At 76.7% G+C, this 18,832-nt stretch carries 18 protein-coding genes; 5 read left to right on the top strand and 13 right to left on the bottom strand.

The window, feature by feature from the left end; all coding sequences use genetic code 11:
- The first annotated feature begins 37 nt into the window (after positions 1-37).
- Positions 38-502, top strand: coding sequence for an SRPBCC family protein (locus tag BMZ33_RS21330; RefSeq protein ID WP_091116297.1), 465 nt, complete (start codon positions 38-40; stop codon positions 500-502).
- A gap of 23 nt (positions 503-525) precedes the next feature.
- Here BMZ33_RS21330 and BMZ33_RS21325 read toward each other — a convergent pair whose 3' ends face one another.
- The 5 genes from BMZ33_RS21325 to BMZ33_RS21305 all read right to left on the bottom strand — a co-directional run bounded on the left by BMZ33_RS21325 (position 526) and on the right by BMZ33_RS21305 (position 5,665).
- Positions 526-1,176, bottom strand: a complete 651-nt coding sequence (locus tag BMZ33_RS21325) for a MadR family response regulator transcription factor (RefSeq protein WP_091116294.1) — start codon at positions 1,174-1,176, stop codon at positions 526-528.
- Complete coding sequence (locus BMZ33_RS21320) at positions 1,169-2,503, bottom strand: GAF domain-containing sensor histidine kinase (protein WP_091116290.1); 1,335 nt, start codon at positions 2,501-2,503, stop codon at positions 1,169-1,171. Before BMZ33_RS21320 ends, BMZ33_RS21325 begins: the two co-directional genes overlap by 8 nt.
- Before the next feature lie 28 nt (positions 2,504-2,531).
- Positions 2,532-3,779, bottom strand: coding sequence for an iron-containing alcohol dehydrogenase (locus tag BMZ33_RS21315; RefSeq protein WP_169064683.1), 1,248 nt, complete (start codon positions 3,777-3,779; stop codon positions 2,532-2,534).
- A gap of 179 nt (positions 3,780-3,958) precedes the next feature.
- Positions 3,959-4,189 carry a hypothetical protein gene (locus BMZ33_RS21310; protein ID WP_091116287.1) on the bottom strand — a complete coding sequence of 77 codons (231 nt, stop codon included), beginning with the start codon at positions 4,187-4,189 and terminating at the stop codon, positions 3,959-3,961.
- 36 nt (positions 4,190-4,225) lie between these two features.
- Positions 4,226-5,665, bottom strand: coding sequence for a bifunctional 3-(3-hydroxy-phenyl)propionate/3-hydroxycinnamic acid hydroxylase (locus BMZ33_RS21305; RefSeq protein ID WP_091116283.1), 1,440 nt, complete (start codon positions 5,663-5,665; stop codon positions 4,226-4,228).
- 51 nt (positions 5,666-5,716) lie between these two features.
- Here BMZ33_RS21305 and BMZ33_RS21300 point away from each other — a divergent pair, with 51 nt between their 5' ends.
- The 3 genes from BMZ33_RS21300 to BMZ33_RS21290 all read left to right on the top strand — a co-directional run bounded on the left by BMZ33_RS21300 (position 5,717) and on the right by BMZ33_RS21290 (position 7,893).
- Positions 5,717-6,484 (top strand): class E sortase, encoded by a 768-nt coding sequence (locus BMZ33_RS21300; protein WP_091116279.1) that lies wholly within the window; start codon positions 5,717-5,719, stop codon positions 6,482-6,484.
- An 8-nt stretch (positions 6,485-6,492) separates the two neighbouring features.
- Positions 6,493-6,657 carry a hypothetical protein gene (locus BMZ33_RS23585; RefSeq protein WP_091116277.1) on the top strand — a complete coding sequence of 55 codons (165 nt, stop codon included), beginning with the start codon at positions 6,493-6,495 and terminating at the stop codon, positions 6,655-6,657.
- A 108-nt stretch (positions 6,658-6,765) separates the two neighbouring features.
- Positions 6,766-7,893, top strand: a complete 1,128-nt coding sequence (locus tag BMZ33_RS21290) for an NDMA-dependent alcohol dehydrogenase (protein ID WP_091116273.1) — start codon at positions 6,766-6,768, stop codon at positions 7,891-7,893.
- Positions 7,894-7,959: 66 nt separating this feature from the next.
- Here the strand turns inward: BMZ33_RS21290 and BMZ33_RS21285 are convergent, their stop codons facing one another.
- The gene (locus tag BMZ33_RS21285; RefSeq protein ID WP_091116627.1) at positions 7,960-9,660 is read right to left on the bottom strand and encodes an AMP-binding protein; all 1,701 of its coding nucleotides are present in this window, start codon (positions 9,658-9,660) and stop codon (positions 7,960-7,962) included.
- 177 nt (positions 9,661-9,837) lie between these two features.
- On the opposite strand from BMZ33_RS21285, the gene BMZ33_RS21280 reads away from it, so the two are divergent.
- The gene (locus BMZ33_RS21280; protein ID WP_169064682.1) at positions 9,838-10,710 is read left to right on the top strand and encodes a LuxR C-terminal-related transcriptional regulator; all 873 of its coding nucleotides are present in this window, start codon (positions 9,838-9,840) and stop codon (positions 10,708-10,710) included.
- A 10-nt stretch (positions 10,711-10,720) separates the two neighbouring features.
- Here BMZ33_RS21280 and BMZ33_RS21275 read toward each other — a convergent pair whose 3' ends face one another.
- From BMZ33_RS21275 to BMZ33_RS21245, 7 genes are all read right to left on the bottom strand, one after another.
- A complete protein-coding gene (locus BMZ33_RS21275) occupies positions 10,721-11,752 on the bottom strand; it encodes a nitronate monooxygenase (RefSeq protein WP_091116269.1) in 1,032 nt (343 codons plus the stop codon).
- Positions 11,753-11,762: 10 nt separating this feature from the next.
- Positions 11,763-13,643 carry an AAA family ATPase gene (locus BMZ33_RS21270; protein ID WP_091116266.1) on the bottom strand — a complete coding sequence of 627 codons (1,881 nt, stop codon included), beginning with the start codon at positions 13,641-13,643 and terminating at the stop codon, positions 11,763-11,765.
- 89 nt (positions 13,644-13,732) lie between these two features.
- Positions 13,733-14,872: an NDMA-dependent alcohol dehydrogenase gene (locus BMZ33_RS21265; protein WP_091116262.1), complete on the bottom strand. Its 1,140-nt coding sequence runs from the start codon at positions 14,870-14,872 to the stop codon at positions 13,733-13,735.
- Positions 14,873-15,018: 146 nt separating this feature from the next.
- Positions 15,019-15,555 (bottom strand): MOSC domain-containing protein, encoded by a 537-nt coding sequence (locus tag BMZ33_RS21260; protein ID WP_169064681.1) that lies wholly within the window; start codon positions 15,553-15,555, stop codon positions 15,019-15,021.
- Between the two features lie 32 nt (positions 15,556-15,587).
- On the bottom strand, positions 15,588-16,709 hold the full coding sequence (locus BMZ33_RS21255; protein ID WP_091116258.1) for an XdhC family protein: 1,122 nt from the start codon (positions 16,707-16,709) through the stop codon (positions 15,588-15,590).
- 29 nt (positions 16,710-16,738) lie between these two features.
- The gene (locus BMZ33_RS21250; protein WP_091116254.1) at positions 16,739-17,869 is read right to left on the bottom strand and encodes a vWA domain-containing protein; all 1,131 of its coding nucleotides are present in this window, start codon (positions 17,867-17,869) and stop codon (positions 16,739-16,741) included.
- Positions 17,859-18,776 (bottom strand): AAA family ATPase, encoded by a 918-nt coding sequence (locus tag BMZ33_RS21245; protein WP_169064680.1) that lies wholly within the window; start codon positions 18,774-18,776, stop codon positions 17,859-17,861. The genes BMZ33_RS21250 and BMZ33_RS21245 overlap by 11 nt, the downstream gene beginning before the upstream one ends.
- Positions 18,777-18,832 lie beyond the last annotated feature (56 nt).

The raw sequence follows: 18,832 nt of genomic DNA, 5'->3' as shown, positions 1-18,832 counted from the left end.
GTCCCCCGCGGCCGGGTGCCGGTGCGAGACTCCCCGGGTGACCGCGGACCGCACCTTCTCCGACTCGATCGTCGTCGCCGCCCCGCCGGAGGCGGTGTACGACCTGGTCAGCGACGTGACCCGCACCGGTGAGTGGAGCCCGGTCTGCGTGGCCTGCTGGTGGGACGAGGGCGCCACCGGGGCGGTGGGCGACTGGTTCACCGGCCGCAACGTCACCCCGGAGCGCACGTGGGAGACCCGCAGCCAGGTGGTCGCCGCCGACCGCGGCCGGGAGTTCGCGTGGGTGGTCGGCGGCTCGCGGGCGCGCTGGGGCTACACGCTCGAGCCGGTGGACGGCGGCACGCGGCTGACCGAGTCCTGGGCGTTCCTGCCCGACGGCCTGGCGTTCATGGCCGAGCGCTACGGGGAGCAGGCGCCGGAGCAGGTGGAGCTGCGCACCCGGATGGCGCACGAGGGGATCCCGGTCACGCTCGCCGCGATCAGGCGCGTCGCCGAGGCCTGAGGGAGGACCCCTGCAGGGGGCCGTCAGATGAGGCCGAGCTTGGAGCCGGCGTAGACGGCCTCGGCGCGGCGGGACACCGACAGCTTGCGCATCAGGTTGGTGACGTGGAACTTCGCCGTCGTCGCCGAGATGTAGAGCTCCCGGCCGATCGCCTCGTTGGACAGCCCGCGGGCCAGCAGCGTCAGCACCTCCCGCTCCCGGCCGGTCAGCTCCGGGGACGACGGCGGCGCGGTCGCCGGCGCGGCCAGCGAGCGCACCACCATCGCCGCGCTGTGGCTGTCGAAGGCGCTCTCCCCGCGGCGCACCGCCCGGATGGCGGCCACCAGCGCGACGGCGTCGACGTCCTTGAGCACGTAGCCGCGGGCGCCCCTCTGGATCGCCTCGAGCACCAGCCGCTCGTCGAGGAACGTGGTCACGACCAGGACGCCGGGGGCCGGCGCGCGGGCGGTGAGCTCGCCGCACAGGCTCAGCCCGGCGACGTCGGAACCCGCCGACAGCTTGAGGTCGAGCAGCACGATGTGCGGCCGCGCGGCGGCGACGAGGTCCAGCGCGTCGGTGGCGGTGGCCGCCTCGCCGACGACCTCGATGTCCGGCTCCCGCTCGAGGATGGAGCGCAGGCCCTGCCGGACGATGGCGTGGTCGTCGACGATCACCAGCCGGATCGGGTCAGTCACCGGTCTCCTCCGGGGTCGCGAACTCGGGGACGAGGGGCAGCCGGACCTCCACGCGCACCCCGCCCAGCCGGGCGCGGGTGAACCGCAGCGAGGCGCCGAGCTCGCGGCAGCGGGAGTCGATGTTGCGCAGCCCGCGGTGGTAGCCGTCGTCGCGCCGGGCCGCGGCCCGCAGCGCCCGGCGCAGCGTCTCGGGGTCGCCGGTGCCGTCGTCGGCCACCGACAGCCGCAGCTCGGCGGGCCGGTAGCCCAGCCGGACGGTGGCCCGGGTGGCCCGCGCGTGCCGGGCGGTGTTGGACAGGCACTCCGAGGCGATCCGGAACAGCTGGTGCTCGGCCTCGGGCGGCAGCACCCGCGGCCGGCCCTCCACCCGGACGGCGACCACCAGCCCGGGCACCGTCGGCAGCCGGTCGAGCAGCGCCGGCAGCCCGGGGCCGGGGGCGTCGCCCTCGTGCACCGACAGCGCGTGGATGGCGCCGCGCAGCCGCTCCACCGCCTCGCGGGTGAGCGCCTTGGCGTGCCCGAGCCGCTCGTGCACCTCGGCGTGGTGGGCCACCTCGGGGCGGCACCACTCGATCGTCATCCCGGCCGAGAGCACGTGCTGGGCCACGCTGTCGTGCAGCTCGCGGGCGATCCGGTGCCGCTCGGCGTCGACGGCCTCCCGCTGGGCGGCGACGTCGAGGCGGTGCTCGGCCTCGGCGAGCTGGCGGTGCCGCTCGGCGAGGTCGCAGGCGCGCTGGTCGGCCTCGGCGTAGAGCCGCTCGGTCTGCCGGCGCAGCGCCTCGGACCGGGCCAGCAGGTGGTCGGCGTGCAGCGCCACGGCCGACTGGTTGGCCACGATCCGCAGGATCGTCAGGTCGGTGGGGGTGGCCGTGCGCCGCGGACCGCCGCAGGCCACCAGCGCGCCCACCGGGTCGCCGTCGACCACCAGCGGGACGACGACCGCCCCCTCGGTGGTCTGCCACGGCTCGGTGCCCGCGGCCGCCAGCGCCGCCCGCACCGGCCCGGCGACCACCCCGGGCAGCGCGGCCGGCTCCCCCACCGGCCGGCCGGCCGGCCCGCGGCCCACCAGCCGGGGCCGGGCCAGCGGCAGCGCGTCGTCGGCGAGGGCGAGCACCACCCACGGCGCGCCGACCTGCTCGGCGGTCGCGTCGACGACGGCCCGGCACAGCGCGTCGGCGCCCTCGCCGGTGGCCGACAGGACCTGCGCGATGTGCCCGAGCTGGTCGAGCGCGCGGTGCAGGTTCTCGGCGGTCTGCCGGTACTCGGCGTACCAGCTGGGCTTGGACGAGCGCAGCCCGGTGAGCTCGGGGATCCCCGGCGCGCTCATCGGCCGGCACCCTCCGGGGACCCGGCGGTCACAGCGCGGCCCGGAACAGCGCGGCGACGTCGGCGCGGTCGGCGTCCCGGGGGTTGGTGGACAGGCAGGCGTCCCCGAGCGTCGTCGTCGCCAGGGTCTCCACGTCGGCCTCGGTGACCCCCAGCTGGGACAGCCGGCTCGGGCAGCCGAGGTCGGCGGCCAGCCGGCTGACGACGTCGGCGGTCACCTCGGCGACCACGTCGGCCGGCAGCCCGCTGACGTCGACGCCCATGGCCCGCGCCACCGGGACGAAGCGCTCGGGCACCGCGCGGGCGTTGAACCGGATGACGTGCGGCAGCAGCACGCCGTTGACCACCCCGTGGGGCACGTCGAGCAGGCCGCCGACCTGGTGGCTCATCGCGTGCGTCGCGCCGAGGATCGCGTTGGTGAACGCCAGCCCGGCCTCCAGCGACGCCTGCGCCATGTCGGTGGTGGCCGCGGTGTCGCCGGGGACGCGCAGCGTGCGGCGCAGGGAGCCGCAGATGAGCTCGACGGCGTGCAGCGCGTGCACGTCGGTGAGCGGCCCGGACGCCCGGGACACGTAGGCCTCGATGCCGTGGGTGAGCGCGTCGAGGCCGGTGGCGGCGGCCAGGTCGTCGGGCATCGTGGTGAGCAGCCGCGGGTCGGTGACCGAGATGTCGGGCACCAGCGCCCGGCCGATCAGCGTCGCCTTGAGCCGGCGGGTGGTGTCGGTGATGACGGCGAACTGCGAGACGTCGGCGCCGGTGCCGGCCGTGGTGGGGCACATGACCGTCGGCGGGATCGCCGCGGTCACCTTGTCCACGCCCTCGTAGTCGAGGATGTGCCCGCCGTTGCTCGCGACGACGGCGACGGCCTTGGCTGCGTCGATCACCGAGCCGCCGCCCAGGCCGATGATCACGTCGCAGCCGCTCTCCAGGTAGCGCTGGGTGCCCTCGGCGACCTCGGCGTCCTTGGGGTTGGGCGTCGGCCCCGACCACACGGTGGGCCGCAGCCCCGCGTCGGCGAGGTGCCCGGCGAGCTCGGCGAGCCAGCCGGCCTCGACGAGCCCCGCGTCGGTGACCACGAAGGGGCGCCGCGCGCCCAGCCGGCGGGCGGCGAACCCCGCCTCGGACAGCGCACCCCAGCCGAAGACCACCTCGGGCACCAGGTACTTCGTGAACCCGCCGCGGGCAGGGGCGCCCGCCGGCTCCGGGAGCGGCCACGGGTCGTGGTCGACCGGGAGGCGGGTGACGGACGGGCCGGCCCGCAGGGGGACGGCGGTCACCGCGTCGGGCGGGACGGCGGAGCGGGTGCGCGGTCAGCGACGGGCACGGCGACCTCCGGGGAGCGGGCGGCCCGCCCACGATAGCCGGGCTCGTGACGTCCGTCACAGAGTCGTGCGCGACTGGACGGCGGCGGGTCCTCCCGCCGCCCGGGCGGACGGCGGGAGGACCGGCGGGCCGGCTACCGGCCGAGGATGCCGCCGATCGCCCCACCGAGGCCGCCGCCACCCTGGCCCCCGCCGCCGGTCACCATGCGGATCAGGTCGGCGGGCTCGAGGCCGAGCTTCTGCAGCAGCCCCGCGTGCTGGTCGGTGTCCACCTGGCCGGGGAGCTCCTGGTCGGCCTGCTGCGCCTTGGCGTCGTCGCCCTGGGAGCGCAGCAGCTGGAGGATGGTGTCCTTGTCGATCTGCATGCGCGGGCTCCTACCCCGAGGACCCCGGCCGACGCCTCAGCGCGCCGATCCCACGATCCGGTCGGGCCGGACGGTGACCCGCGCGGCCCGGCCGGCGCGCAGCCACGCGGTGAGGGCGCCGTCGACGTCCTCGACCGCGCGCCGCCGTCCGCCGGCCCCGACCACCAGCGCGCCCCCCGCCAGCTCGAGCACGGCCGGCCCGGAACCGAGGACGTCGTCGAGCCGGCACTCCCGGCCGTCCACGCGCACCCGGGCCCGGGGCACCAGCGTCCCGGCCAGCCGGCGACCGGCCCGGCCGCGCCGGTCGACCAGCGGCCCGCGGCGCAGCGCCGGCGTCCGGCTGTCGGTGGCGTAGGCGGCCAGGGCCGGGACGCGCCCCACGGCCGCGAGCACGGCCCGGCGCACCGGCGCCGCGGCCGCTCCCCCACCGGTCATCAGCCGCCCGACCAGCGCGGCCAGCCGCACCAGGGCCCGCGCGTGCGGCGCCCGCTCCGCCTGGTGGGTGTCGAGCAGGTCCTCCCCGGCCGCCCCGGTGACGACGTCGGCGACCTTCCAGGCCAGCTGGTGCACGTCGCGCAGCCCCAGGCCGAGGCCCTGGCCCACGAACGGCGGGGTGAGGTGGGCCGCGTCGCCGGCGAGCAGCACCCGCCCGCGGCGCCAGCGGTCGGCCACCTGGGCGCGGTGCACGTACTCGGCCGCCCGCACCACCTCGGCGTCCCGGGCGCCGAAGGGGTCGAGCAGGCCGGGGAGGTCGACGTCGCCCGGCCTCTCGCCCGGGAGCAGCCGCGCCTCGAACCGGTACCGGTCGCCGCTGACGGGCATGAAGGTCGCCGCGCGGGCCGGGTCGCAGACCTGGTGCACGCCCGGCCACACCGGCAGCGGCGCGGTCGAGCGCAGGTCGGCCACCAGCCACCGGTCGGGGCGGCCGAGGTCGCGCATCCGGGCGCCGACGAGGTCGCGCACGGTGCTCCGCGCGCCGTCGCAGCCCAGCACCGCCGAGGCGACGACGTCGCGGCGTGCTCCCGTGTCCGGGTCCCGCAGGGTGACCGTGACGCACCGGTCCGCCTCCTCCGCGCCGACCAGCTCGGCCCCGCGGCACACCTCGATGCGCGGGGACCGGGCGACCGCGGCGCGCAGCACGTCCTCGAGGTCGGGCTGGTGGAACATCGACGCCTGGGGCCAGCCGTGCCGGCCGGCGTCCGGCCGCCGCCGGAACTCGGCGAGGACGCGGTGCCGGGCGTCGAGCAGCCGCAGCCCCGCCATCGGGCGGCTGCGCGCGAGGAACTCCCCGGCCACCCCGGCGTCGGCGAGCGCCCGCAGCGCCTCGTCGTCGAGGTGCACCGCCCGGGGCAGGCCGTAGGGGTGCCGGCGGCGGTCGACCAGCAGCACGTCGAGCCCGCGCCGGGCCAGCAGCAGGGCCGCGGTGGTGCCGACGGGGCCGGCGCCGACCACGACCACCGGCGCGGGACCCGACACGCCGCCCAGTGTCGCCGACCGGCCGCGGGCGGCTGGCATCGTGGTCCGGCCATGGCAGACGCCCCTCCGGTCGCCCGCGCCGACGCGTGGCGCACGCTCGCGAGCGGCCTGGGCCAGACGCTGGTCACCGTCGGCGTCGTCCTGCTGCTCTACGTCGTCTACCAGCTCTGGGTCACCGACCTGTTCACCGCCCGCGACCAGGACCGGCTCGCCGACCGGCTGCGGACCGAGTGGACGGCGGCGCCGCCCGCCGGGGACCCGGCCCCCGTACCTGCGCCCCCGGCGCCGGTGGCCGTGGGCCGGCCGTACGTGGTGCTGCACGTGCCGCGGCTGGGCGAGGACTGGTCGCGGGTGGTCCTGGAGGGCACCACCGAGGACCAGCTGTCGCAGGGCCCGGGCCACTACGCCGGGACGGCGGCCCCGGGGGAGCGCGGCAACGCCGCCTTCGCCGGGCACCGGGTGGGCCGGGGCTCGCCGTTCCTCGACCTCGACGCGCTGCGCCCGGGCGACCCGGTCGTGGTCGAGACCGCCGACGGCTGGTTCACCTACCGCGTCCTCGGCGACCCGGTCACCGGCGACGTGACGGCCGACCCCAGCGGCATCCCGGGCGTGCAGGTCGTGGCGCCCTCGCAGACGGAGGTGATCGCGCCGACCCCGGGCGACCCGGAGGCAGGCCCCACCGGCGCCTACCTGACCCTCACCACCTGCCACCCGCGGTACTCCGCGCAGCAGCGGCTGGTCGTGCACGCCGTCCTCGACGGTCCCGGCGTGACGCGGGAGCAGGCACCCGACGGGCCGCCGGCCCTGACCGAGGGCTGAGGAGGGACGTGTACCGCTGGATCTGGCGCTCCCTGCCGGGCGGGACGGCGACCCGTGCGGCGTTGTCGCTGCTGCTGGCACTGGCGGCCTGCGCGCTGCTGCTGTTCGTCGTGTTCCCGTGGGTCGAGCCGCACCTGCCCTTCAGCGCGGTCACCGTCGACCCCGGCCGCTGACCAGCGTCCCCTGCACTTGACGGGGGTTCCGGACCGAAAGAGTCTGTGGCGCGGCGCACACGCGCCGGGACGCCGCCGTCGAGGGCGGGCCGGACGGAGGGACGAGGGTTGAAGACCAAGGGCGCGATCCTGTGGGGGATCGGCGAGGAGTGGTCGGTCGAGGAGATCGAGCTGGGTGACCCCCGGGAGGGCGAGGTCCAGGTACAGCTGGCCGCCTCCGGGCTCTGCCACAGCGACGAGCACCTGGTCCACGGCGCGACGCCGGTCGCGTTCTACCCGGTCATCGGCGGGCACGAGGGCTCCGGCGTGGTGACCAAGGTGGGCCCGGGGGTCACCGGGCTGCAGGAGGGCGACCACGTCGTCACCGCGTTCATCCCCGCGTGCGGGCAGTGCCCGCCGTGCTCGAAGGGCATGCAGAACCTCTGTGACCTGGGCGCCAACCTGCTGGCCGGGACGGCGATCTCCGACGGCTCCTACCGCGTGCAGGCGAAGGGCAAGGACGTCATCCCGATGTGCCTGCTCGGGACCTTCTCGCCCTACATCACCGTGCACCAGGCCTCGGTGGTCAAGATCGAGCCCGACATCCCGCTGGAGATCGCCGCGCTGGTCGGCTGCGGGGTCACCACGGGCTGGGGGTCGGCCACCAAGGTCGCCGACGTCCGCCCCGGGGAGAACGTCGTCGTCATGGGCGCCGGCGGCGTCGGCATGAACGCCGTCCAGGGCGCGGCCGCGGCCGGCGCGAAGCGGGTCATGGTCATCGAGCCGGTGGCCCGCAAGCGCGAGTGGGCCATGGACCTGGGCGCCACCCACGTGTTCGAGAACGCCGAGGAGGCCACCGAGAAGGTCAACGAGCTGACCTGGGGCCGGATGGCGGACAAGACGATCATCACCGTCGGCGACATCCAGGGCGAGGACGTCCAGACCGCGCTCAGCCTCACCGGCAAGGGCGGCCGCGCCGTCGTCACCGGCATGGGCAACGCCGCCAACACCGACGTCAAGCTCAGCCTCTTCGAGCTGACGCTGCTGCAGAAGGACCTGCAGGGCGCCATCTTCGGCGGCCTGGCCCCGCGGGCGGCGATCCCCGAGCTGCTCGGCCTCTACCAGGAGGGCCAGCTCAAGCTCGACGAGCTGGCCACCACGAAGTACTCGCTCGAGGACATCAACCAGGGCTACCAGGACATGCGCGACGGCAAGAACATCCGCGGGATGGTCGTCTACACCGACGCCGACCGCTGAGCCGGTCCGGCGCGGTCGTGCTCTGACTGCACCTGTGGTCAGAGCACGACCGCGCCGGCGCGCACCTCAGCTCCCCCGCAGCTCCGGGAAGTCGGTGTCGGCGTAGTCGGTGCCGGTGCCCCTCGGCGCCAGCTCCGCCTCGCGCTCGCGCAGCTCGACCCGGCGGATCTTGCCCGAGATCGTCTTGGGCAGCTCCGCGAACTCCACCCGCCGCACCCGCAGGAACGGCGCCAGCCGCTCGCGCGCGTGCCGCAGCACCGCCAGCGCCGTCTCCGGCCCCGGCTCCCAGCCCGGCGCGAGGGTGACGTAGGCCTTCGGCACGGCCAGCCGGACCGGGTCGGGCACCGGGACGACGGCGGCCTCGACCACCGCCGGGTGCTCGATGAGCACGCTCTCCAGCTCGAACGGGCTGATCTTGTAGTCGCTGGCCTTGAACACGTCGTCGGTGCGCCCGACGTAGGTGATGTAGCCGTCCGCGTCGCGGGTCGCCACGTCCCCGGTGTGGTAGTACCCGCCGGCCATCGCCTCGGCCGCCCGCTCGGGGTCGCCCTGGTAGCCGGTCATCAGGCTCAGCGGCCGCTGCGAGAGGTCCAGGCAGATCTCGCCGTCGTCCCCCTGCTCCCCGGTGACCGGGTCGACCAGCACCACGGGCACGCCCGGCAGCGGGCGCCCCATCGAGCCCGGCCGCACCTCCGCGCCGGGCGGGTTGCCCACCGACGCCGTCGTCTCCGTCTGGCCGTACCCGTCGCGCAGGGTCAGCCCCCAGTGCCGGCGCACCTGCTCGATGACCTCGGGGTTGAGCGGCTCGCCGGCGGCGATGACCTCCCGGAGCTGCCCGGGCCCGCCCGACAGGTCGGCCTGGATGAGCATCCGCCACACCGTCGGGGGTGCGCAGAAGGTGGTGATGCCGGCCTCGCGGACCCGGGTGAGCATCGCGTCGGCGTCGAAGCGCCGGTAGTTGGCCAGGTAGACGGTGGCCTCGGCCGCCCACGGGGCGAAGAAGCAGCTCCACGCGTGCTTGGCCCAGCCGGGCGAGCTGATGTTGAGGTGCACGTCGCCGGGCTGCAGGCCCAGCCAGTACATCGTCGACAGGTGCCCGACCGGGTAGCTGACCTGGGTGTGCTCGACGAGCTTGGGCCGGCTGGTGGTGCCGCTGGTGAAGTACAGCAGCAGCGGGTCGCCGGGCTCGGTGCCCGGGTGGCCCAGCGGCCGGTCGGGCGCGCCGGCGGCGTCGGCGTAGGGCGCCCAGCCGGCGGCCTCACCGCCCACGACCACCCGGCCGTAGTCGCCGGGGACGTCGGCGAACTTGCCGGCCTCGGCGACGTCGGCGACCACGTGCCGGGCGCCGGTGCGGCCGATGCGGTCGGTCAGGTCGGCCGGCGGGAGCGCGGTGGTGGTCGGCATGATCACCGCACCCAGCTTCATGACGGCGAGCATCGCCTCCCACAGCTCGACCCGGTTGCCGAGCATGAGGACGACGCGGTCCCCGCGCTGCACCCCCCGCTCGCGCAGCCAGGCGGCCACCTGGTCGGAGCGGCGGGACAGCTCGGCGAACGACCAGCGCCCCTCGCTGCCGTCCTCCTCGCTGATGACCAGCCCGGGCCGGTCGACGCCGCGGGCGATCTCGTCGAACCAGTCGACCGCCCAGTTGAACGGCCCCTCGATCGCCGGCCAGCGGAACTCGGCGGCCGCCGTCACGGGGTCGCCGCGCAGCGCGAGCAGCCGGTCGCGGGCGGCGCGGTAGGCGGAGGTGGCGGTGCCGGGCATCGACGACTCCTCGTCGGACGGGGTGCGGACCGGTGCATGGTCCGCCCGGGCCCGCGCGCGCCACCACCCCCGTTCGCGCCGGTCGGACGGGGGGCGGCCGGGGCCGCCGGGCGGCTCGGTGACCTGCGGTAACGTGACCGGGGTCACCGGCGTCGCCGCCGAGCGAGGAGGTCCTGCGTGTCCCTGCCGGCAGCCGCGCGTCCCGACGACCGCGACGCGCTGCGCGCCGCCGTCCGGGAGGTCCGCGCGGGCTCGGGGATGAGCGTGGCGTTCGCCGGCCCGGTGGGCACGGGCAGCGTCCGCATCGAGGAGATCGTCGGCGCGCGCACCCGGTTCCTGCGCGGGCTGGACGTGCGCTCGGGCGCGGGCCTCGGCGGGCGGGTGCTGCGGGAGGGCCGGCCGGCCGGCGTGGAGGACTACTCGAGCGCGCTCGACATCACCCACGACTACGACGGCCCGGTGCTGGCCGAGGGGCTGTGCACGGTGGCCGCCGCACCGGTGCTGGTCGGGGGCCACCCGCGGGCGGTGCTCTACGCCGCCAGCCGGGAGAACGGGTCGGTGGGCGACCGGGTGCGCGAGGCCCTGGGCCGGGCGGCGGCGCGGATGGCCGCCGAGCTCGCCGTCCGCGACGAGGTGGACCGCCGGCTGGCGCTGATGGCCGCGGCCTCCTCCGGCCCGCCGCCCGCGGAGGACCCCGTCCGGTGGGAGGAGGTCCGCGCGGTGCACGCCGACCTGCGGCTGGTCGCCCAGGCCACCGACGACACCGAGCTGCGCGACCGGCTGCTGGCCGCCTGCACCCGGCTGGCCGCGCTCGGCGGCAGCCGGGAGGAGGCCGTGCCGGAACGGACCGTGCCGGTGCACCTGTCCGGCCGCGAGGTCGACGTCCTCACCCAGGTGGCGCTGGGCTGCAGCAACCGGGAGGCCGCCGCCCGGCTGTCGCTGCGGCCGGAGACGGTGAAGAGCTACCTGGGCTCGGCGATGACCAAGCTCGACGCGCACACCCGCCTGGAGGCCGTCGTCCGCGCCCGGCGGCTCGGCCTGCTGCCCTGAGGCCCCGCGCTCAGCAGCCGGCAGCGCGGGCCAGGGCCGCGCGGGCGTCGTCGGTCAGCCGGCGCACCAGCTCGCCGGCGGGCCGCGGCTCGACCAGCCGGTAGGCCTGCCCGGCCCACAGGTTGACGCCGCCGGCGTCCCCGGCCGTGCGGGCGGCGGCGCGCAGCGGCGTGGTCAGGTGGTGCACCTGCGGGTAGGCCGACGGGGCGGCGGTGTGCTCGGCGAGGAAGCGGTTGACCAGCCCGCGGGCGCGCCGGCCGCTGAAGGCGCGGGTCAGCGCCGTCCCGGTGGAGCCCGTCAGCGCCTCGCGGTGCGCCGGGCCGGTGCCCGCCTCGGGGCAGGCCAGGAACGCCGTCCCCAGCTGGGCGGCCTCCGCACCGGCCACCAGCGCCGCGGCCACCGACGGCCCGTCGACCAGCCCGCCGGCGGCCACCATCGGCAGGTCCGCGGCCCGGGCGACCAGCCGCAGCAGCGCCAGCAGCCCGTACTCCCCCACCCCGTCGTCGTCGCGGAAGCCGCCGCGGTGCCCGCCGGCCTCCACGCCCTGCACGACCAGCGCGTCGGCGCCGACGTCCCGGGCGGCGACCGCCTCCTCGGGCGTGGTCACGGTGACCAGCACCAGCGCGCCGGCGTCGTGCAGCGCGGCGACGACGTCCGGGCGGGGCAGGCCGAAGGTGAACGACACCACCGGCACCCGCTCCTCCACGCAGACGGCGACCTTGGCCTCCCAGGCGTCGTCGTCGGCGCGGGGCTCGCCCAGCTCGACGCCCCACCGGTCGGCCTCGGCCCGAAGCTCGGCGGCGTAGCGGCGCACCGCCTCGTCGTCGCCGGGCGGCCCGGGCAGGAAGATGTTGACGCCGACCCGCGCCCCGGTCAGCTCCCGGGCCGCCCGGACGTCGTCGCGCACCGCCTCCGGCGTCCGGTAGCCCGCGGCGAGGAAGCCGAGCCCGCCGGCCTCCGACACCGCGGCGGCCAGCGCCGGTGTCGAGGGCCCGCCCGCCATCGGCGCCTGCACGATCGGTCGCGTCAGCTCCAGCACCACGCGGCCATCCTCACCCCAGCAGGCGGGTGAGCGCCGGGCCCAGGTCGCGCACCGTGCGCACCATCTGCGCCGTCCCGCCGCCGCGGGCGGCCAGCGACCGGGCGGCCTCCTCGGCCTCGGGCGTGGGCAGCGGGCACAGCACGTGCAGCCGGTCGAACCCGCCGAGCGCCGACTCAGGCGGGTCGCCGGTGGTGTGCAGGCAGTCCGACAGCAGGACGACGACCCGCTCGTCGGCGACCTCGGCGGCCAGCTGCAGGCGGGCGGCGCGCAGGGCACCGGCGAGGTCGGTCATGCCGTGGCCGCGCAGGGTCAGCAGGTGGGTGACGACGTCCTCGGCGGCCCGCCGCTGCCCCTGCCGCTGCACCACCTCCACCTCGCGGCCGAAGGTGATCAGGCTGGTGTGCAGCCGCTCGTCCCCGGTGAGGACGACGCCGGCCGCGGCCACCGCGGCGATCGCCACGCCCAGGCCGGTCATCGACCCGGACGTGTCCACGGCCAGGCACACCGCCCGCCGGAGCCCGGTCCAGCGGCGGGTGACCAGGTCACCGGGCTGCAGCGGGGTGCCGAGGTCCCAGCGGTCGAGGGTGCGGTCGAGGTCGAGGTCGCCGTCGCCGCGCCGGTCGGGCACCAGCCGGCGGGTGCCGCGGGTGCGTGCGCGACCCACCCGGCCGACCTGCAGGAACACCCGGCCGGCCAGCCGCCGGGCGGCCGCCCGCAGCTCGCGGTCGGTGGCCGCGGCGAGGTCGGTGAGCAGCGCGGCCGCGGCGTCGGCGTCCTCGGCCATCAGCGCGGCGAAGGCCTCCTCGTCGAGCTCCCCGACCTCCGGGCTGACCTCCTCGAAGGCCTCGTGCCGGGCGGCCATCTCCCGGCGGCTGGTCTGCCGGCGCGTGCTGCCGCCGCGGCGGTCGCGGCGCAGCGCGGACGCGGAGTCGGTGCCCGCCGGGGACTCCGGCGGGCCCTCACCTTTTCCCTGACCACCTGCGTCCGCGGGTGCGGCGTCGGGCTGGTCGGCGTCGGGCTCGTCGGGCGGCGGGGCGGTCTCGGGCCAGACGTCGTCGAGGATGTCGTCGATGACCGCCTCGGGCGTCCGCTCGACGCCGTCGGCGACGCGGATCCGCCCCGACAGCGCGGCGTAGGCGGCGTCCCGGGCGGTCTCGCGGGCGCCCTCGGCACCCAGGCCGGACTGCCCGCGGACGTCGAGCAGACCGCCGAGCAGCAGCACCAGGTCGGTGGCGCCGCGCACCGAGGAGCCCATCCGGACGTCGCGGTGCTCGCGCGAGGCGCGCACCAGGCGGACGGCGAGGCCGATGAGCGCCGGCGGCGCCCCGGTGACCGCGCCGACGATCGCCCGCTCGGCTGCGGCGTCCTGGTAGCCGAGGACGACGCGGCACATCCGGTCGGCGATGGCCTGCCCGACGCGCGCGGTGCCGATGGCGTCGAAGGGGTTCATCGCGGCGATCAGCCGGAAGCCCGCGGCCGCCCGCACGTGCCCGAGCCGGGGCACGGTGATCTCGCCCTCGGTGAGCACCGTGATGAGGACGTTGAGCGTCTCCTCGGGGATGCGGTTGAGCTCCTCGAGGTAGAGCAGCCCGTGCCCGCGCATCGCCGTCAGCAACGGCCCGTCGGTGAAGCTCTCGGGCACGTAGCCCTCGGCGAGGACGGCGGCGGGGTCGTACTGGCCGATGAGGCGGGCCGGCGTCAGCTCGGCGTTGCCCTCGACGAAGACGACCTCCTGGCCGGCGTCGGCGGCGATGGCGCGCAGCAGCGTCGACTTGCCCGTCCCCGGGGGCCCCTCGAGGACGACGTGCCGGTTGGTCCGCAACGCCACGGCGAGCACCTCGCGCTCCCGCTGCAGCCCGATGACCGGGTGCGGCGCGGTCGGGTTCCCCACGCGGTTCCTCCCTCGGCTCCTACCTCGACGGCGGACGGCGAGGCCTGCACACCGGCCGGTGCCGACCAGTGTGCAGGCCTCGCCGGGGGTCAGGCCGGGGCACCCTCCAGCGGCGGGGTGTCGTAGACGATCACGCCGCGGATGTTCTTGCCGTTGACCAGGTCCTCGTAGCCCTGGTTGACCTCGTCGAGCGTGTAGGTCTTGGTGATCAGCTCGTCGAGCTTGAGGTCGCCGGACTGGTAGAGCTCGATCATCTTCGGGATGTCGTGGAAGGGGTCGCCGGAGCCGAACAGGCTGCCCTTGACCGTCTTCTCGAACAGCGTGAGCAGCGAGCTGCTCAGCTCGATGTTGGTCTTCGTCGGGTCGGCCAGGCCGGTGATGACCGCCGTGCCGCCCTTGCGGATGGTGTTGACCGCGTCGGTGACCACCTTCGCGTCGACCACGCCGACGGTGATGATCGCCTTGTCCGCACCGACGCCGCGGGTCAGCTCCTGGACCAGCTCGTGCGCCTCCTCGGCGGTCTCGCAGCTGTGCGTGGCGCCCAGCTGCTCGGCGGCCTCCCGCTTGTTGGGCAGCGGGTCGACGGCGACGACGTTGCGCGCCCCGGCCAGCGCCGCACCCTGCACGCTGTTGATGCCGATGCCGCCGATGCCGTAGACGACGATCGTGTCGCCGGCCTCGGTGGCCGCCGCGTGCACCGCCGACCCCCAGCCGGTGGGGACGCCGCAGCCGATGAGGACGACCTTGTCCAGCGGCAGGTCGGGGTCGACCTTCACCGCGGAGTTCTCGCTGATGACGGCCCGCTCGGAGAACGTGCCGAGCATGCACATGCCGCCGTAGTCGTTGCCGTCGGCGTCGTGGAACCGGAAGGTGCCGTCGGGGAGGTTCCCGACGAGGATCGACGCGCCCATGTCGCACAGGTTCGACTTGCCGGTCGAGCACCAGCGGCAGTGGCCGCACACCGGCAGGAACGAGCAGACGACGTGGTCGCCGGGCTGCAGGCGGGTGACGCCCGGCCCGACCTTCTCGATGATGCCGGCCCCCTCGTGCCCGCCGACGATGGGGAACTGCGGGACGATGTCGCCGTGCCGCAGGTGCTCGTCGGAGTGGCACAGGCCGGCGGCGACGTACCGGATGAGCACCTCGCCGGCCTTGGGCTCGTCGAGCTCGAGCTCGGTGATCTCGAACGGCTGCCCGGTGTCGCGCAGCACGGCTGCCCTGGTCTTCATCGATCCTCCGGTCCCCGGCACCGGCGTGCCGGATCTGCTACGCGGACGTGGTCCGGTCGCACGGCTCGTGGAGCGCCTGGGCGACCCGGCGCCATCGTCGGCCGGAGGTGTGACCGCGGCCACCCCCGGACGGGGGTGCCGGCGCCTCAGCGGCGGCGGGGCAGGACCCGGTGGACCTCCCCCGCCCGCCCCGGGTCGAGCGGGACGGCGCTGCTGAGCACGGCCGGGCCCAGCCGCAGCACGCCGTCGGTCAGCGGGGCGCAGCGCACGCCCCCGCGGCCGCGCATCCCCCGGTGGGCGCCGGGCGCCAGCACGGTGTCCAGCCAGGCGCAGGGGTTGGCCGGGCGGCCGCCCTGCAGCACCAGCACGCCCTCGCCGCAGTCGAGGGCGAACCGCTCGCCGCGCAGCGCCTCGACCTCCGCACCGCGCAGGACGACGTTCCGGCGGGTCAGCAGCGGGTCGAGCGGGCCGGTGCCGAGCTCGGCGGCCAGCGCCTCCACCGCCTCGGCGGCCAGCACGGTGACCGCAGCGTCCCGGTGCGCGGGCCGGCCGGCGTAGCGGTCCCCGACCAGGCCGTGCCCGGCGCGCACCTCGACCCGCCCGATCCGGTCGCCGTCCTGCGGCGGGACGACGCCGCCGGGCCGGCCGTCGTAGCGGTGCACCGGCGAGACCAGCAGTCCCACGACCTCGACGGCGCAGGTGTGCGGCAGCTGGCTCAGCGCTCCGCCGTCCGGTGGATTGGGCCCTCCGTACCGGTCAGCCGCTCGCCCGTGCCGCCCCACCGCCCGGCGATGACCTCCGCGGCGATCGACACCGCGGTCTCCTCCGGCGTCCGGGCACCGAGGTCCAGCCCGATCGGCGAGGACAGCCGGGCGAGCTCGTCCTCGGCCAGCCCGGCCTCGCGCAGCCGGTCGAGCCGCTCGTCGTGGGTGCGCCGCGAGCCCATCGCGCCGACGTAGGCCACCGGCAGCCGCAGCGCGACCTCCAGCAGCGGGACGTCGAACTTCGGGTCGTGGGTGAGCACGCACAGCACGGTGCGCTCGTCGATGCGGCCGGCGTCGACCTCGCCCTGCAGGTAGCGGTGCGGCCACTCGACGACGACCTCGTGCGCGTCGGGGAACCGGCGGGCGGTGGCGAACACCGGCCGGGCGTCGCACACGGTCACCCGGTAGCCGAGGAACGCCCCGACGCGGGCGACGGCGGCGGCGAAGTCGATGGCGCCGAACACCACCATGCGCGCCGGCGGGGCGAACGAGGAGACGAACAGGGTCAGCTCGTCGCCGCGCCGCTCGCCGTCGTGGCCATAGGTCAGCGTGCCGGTGCGGCCGGCGGCGAGCATGCCGCGCGCGTCGTCGGCGACGGCGTCGTCGAGGCGCTGCAGGCCCAGCGTGCCGGAGCTGCGGTCGGGCCAGAGCACCAGCCGCCGGCCGATCCGGTCCTCCGGCCCGCGCACCACGGTGACGACGGCGACCGGCTCGTGCCGGCCCACCGACTCGGCGATCTGACCGAGCTCGGGGAAGGACTCGCGCGACACCGGCTCGACGAAGACGTCGAGGATCCCGCCGCAGGTCAGGCCGACGGCGAACGCGTCGTCGTCGCTGACGCCGTAGCGCTCCAGCGTCGGCACGCCGGTCTCCACGACGTCCTTGGCCTCCTCGTACACCGCGCCCTCGACGCAGCCGCCGGACACGCTGCCGACCGCCGTCCCGTCGGGGCCGACCAGCATGGACGCCCCGGCCGGCCGCGGCGCCGAGCGCCAGGTGGCCACCACCGTCCCCATCCCGACCGTCTCCCCGGCCTGCCACCAGCCGACCAGGTCGTCGAGCACGTCACGCACCGTCGTCCACCTCTCTGTCGCCCGTTCGCTCAGGCACGGGAGATCACCCCCGACAGCTCCTCGAAGGCCGCCAGGCTGTGGCCGGCGACGAACGCGTCGACCGCGGGCAGCGCGGCCTGCATCCCCGCGGTGAGCGGCTCGTAGCCGGCGCGGCCCTTGTGCGGGTTGACCCAGACGACGGCGTGCGCGAGCCGGCGCAGCCGCGCCATCTGCTCGCCCAGCAGGTCGGCGCTGCCGCGCTCCCAGCCGTCGCTGCACACCACGACGACGGCCCCCCGGGCGGTGCCGCGCTGCCCCCAGCGGTCGAGGAACGCCTTGAGCACCTCGCCGAGCCGGGTGCCGCCGGACCAGTCGGGGATCGCCTCGCCGCTGGCGGTCAGCGCGCGGTCGGGGTCGCGCAACCGCAGCTCGCGGGTGACCCGGGTCAGCCGGGTGCCCACGGTGAACACCTCGGTCGACGCCGGCCGGGCCCGCACGGCCGCGTGCGCGAAGCGCAGCAGCGCGTCGGCGTAGGGCGCCATCGAGCCGGAGACGTCGACCAGCAGGACCACCCGCCGGGGCCGGGGCCGCGCCCGCCGGTGCAGCAGCCGGGCGACCTCCCCGCCGTCGCGCAGCGCCCGCCGCACGGTGCGCGAGGCGTGCACCGCGCCGTGCGGGGCGGCGCGGCGGCGGCGGGAGGCGCGCATCGGCGTCGCGGGCACCAACAGGGCGAACAGCCGGCGCAGGTGCTCGCGCTCGGCCGGGGTGAGGTCGGCGACGTCGCGGTGCCGCAGCACCTCCTCGCCGCTGGCCTGCGCGGCCAGGTCGGGCGCGTCCTCGCCCTCCTCGCCGGCGGCGGTGCCGGGGTCGACCGGCGCGGAGGCGGCCAGGGTCGGCGGCTTCTGCGCGGCGGGGGTGGTCCGCCGGGGCGCCTCGCCGCCGAAGTACGCCGCGAAGGCGGCGTCGTAGCGGTCGAGGTCGTCGGGCCCGGCGCACAGGGTCAGCCGCCCGGACCAGTAGACGTCGGAGGGGTCGAGGACGTCGAGCGCCGCGACCGCGGCCAGCATCGCCTCCACCCGGTCCGGCGAGGCCGCGACCCCGGCGGCCCGCAGCGTCCGCGCGAACCCGAGGACGACGCCGACGACGTCCTGACGCCGGACCGGGCCGGCCTCACCCGCCACCGAACAGCGCTCCGCGGGTCAGGGAGTGCACCCGGTCGGTGTCCTCGCGGTACTTCAGCACCGCCCCGAGCGTGCGCGCGGCGAGGTCGGGGTCGAGGTCGCGGGCGCCGAGGGCGTGCAGGGCGGTGGCCCAGTCCATCGCCTCGGCCACGCCCGGCGGCTTGAGCAGGTCCAGGGTGCGCAGCTTCGCCGCCGCCCGGGCCACCTCGCGCGCCAGCTGCTCGGTCACCTCGGGCAGCCGGGTGCGCAGGATGGCGACCTCGCGGTCGAAGTCGGGGTGCTGCAGCCAGTGGTAGAGGCAGCGGCGCTTGAGGGCGTCGTGCACCTCGCGGGTGCGGTTGGAGGTGAGCACCACCAGCGGCGGGACCTCCGCGTGCACGGTGCCGAGCTCCGGGATGGAGATGGTGAAGTCGGAGAGCACCTCGAGCAGGAATGCCTCGAACTCGTCGTCGGCGCGGTCGACCTCATCGACCAGCAGCACGCTCGGGGAGTCCTCCAGGGCCTGGAGGAGCGGGCGGGCCAGCAGGAAGCGGCGGTCGTAGAGGGATGCCTCCAGCCGCTCGGTGTCGCCGGTGGCGTGCGCGGCCTCGGCGGCGCGCAGGTGCAGCAGCTGGCGGCCGAAGTCCCAGTCGTAGAGCGCCTGGCTGGCCTCCAGGCCCTCGTAGCACTGCAGCCGGTAGATCGGGCGGCCGGTGACCTCGGCCAGCGCCCGGGCCAGCGCCGTCTTGCCGACGCCGGCCTCGCCCTCCAGGAACAGCGGGCGGCGCATGACCAGGGCGAGGTAGGCGGCGGTGGCCAGGCCCTCGTCGGGCAGGTACCCGGTGTCCCGCAGCGCGGCGGCCAGCGCGTCGGGCCCGTCGAAGGGCACGCCGGGCGCGGACGACGGTGCAGCCGTGGTCTCGGTCACCTCGCGAGCATCCCACCTCGGGCACCGGGTGCCCCACCGCCGGTCGGGCAGGTGCC

The sequence above is a fragment of the Geodermatophilus dictyosporus genome, assembly GCF_900115505.1.
GTDB classification, from domain to species: Bacteria; Actinomycetota; Actinomycetes; order Mycobacteriales; family Geodermatophilaceae; genus Geodermatophilus; species Geodermatophilus dictyosporus.
The sequence above is the reverse complement of the archived record's forward strand: the minus strand, read 5'-3'. Positions and strand labels throughout refer to the sequence as shown.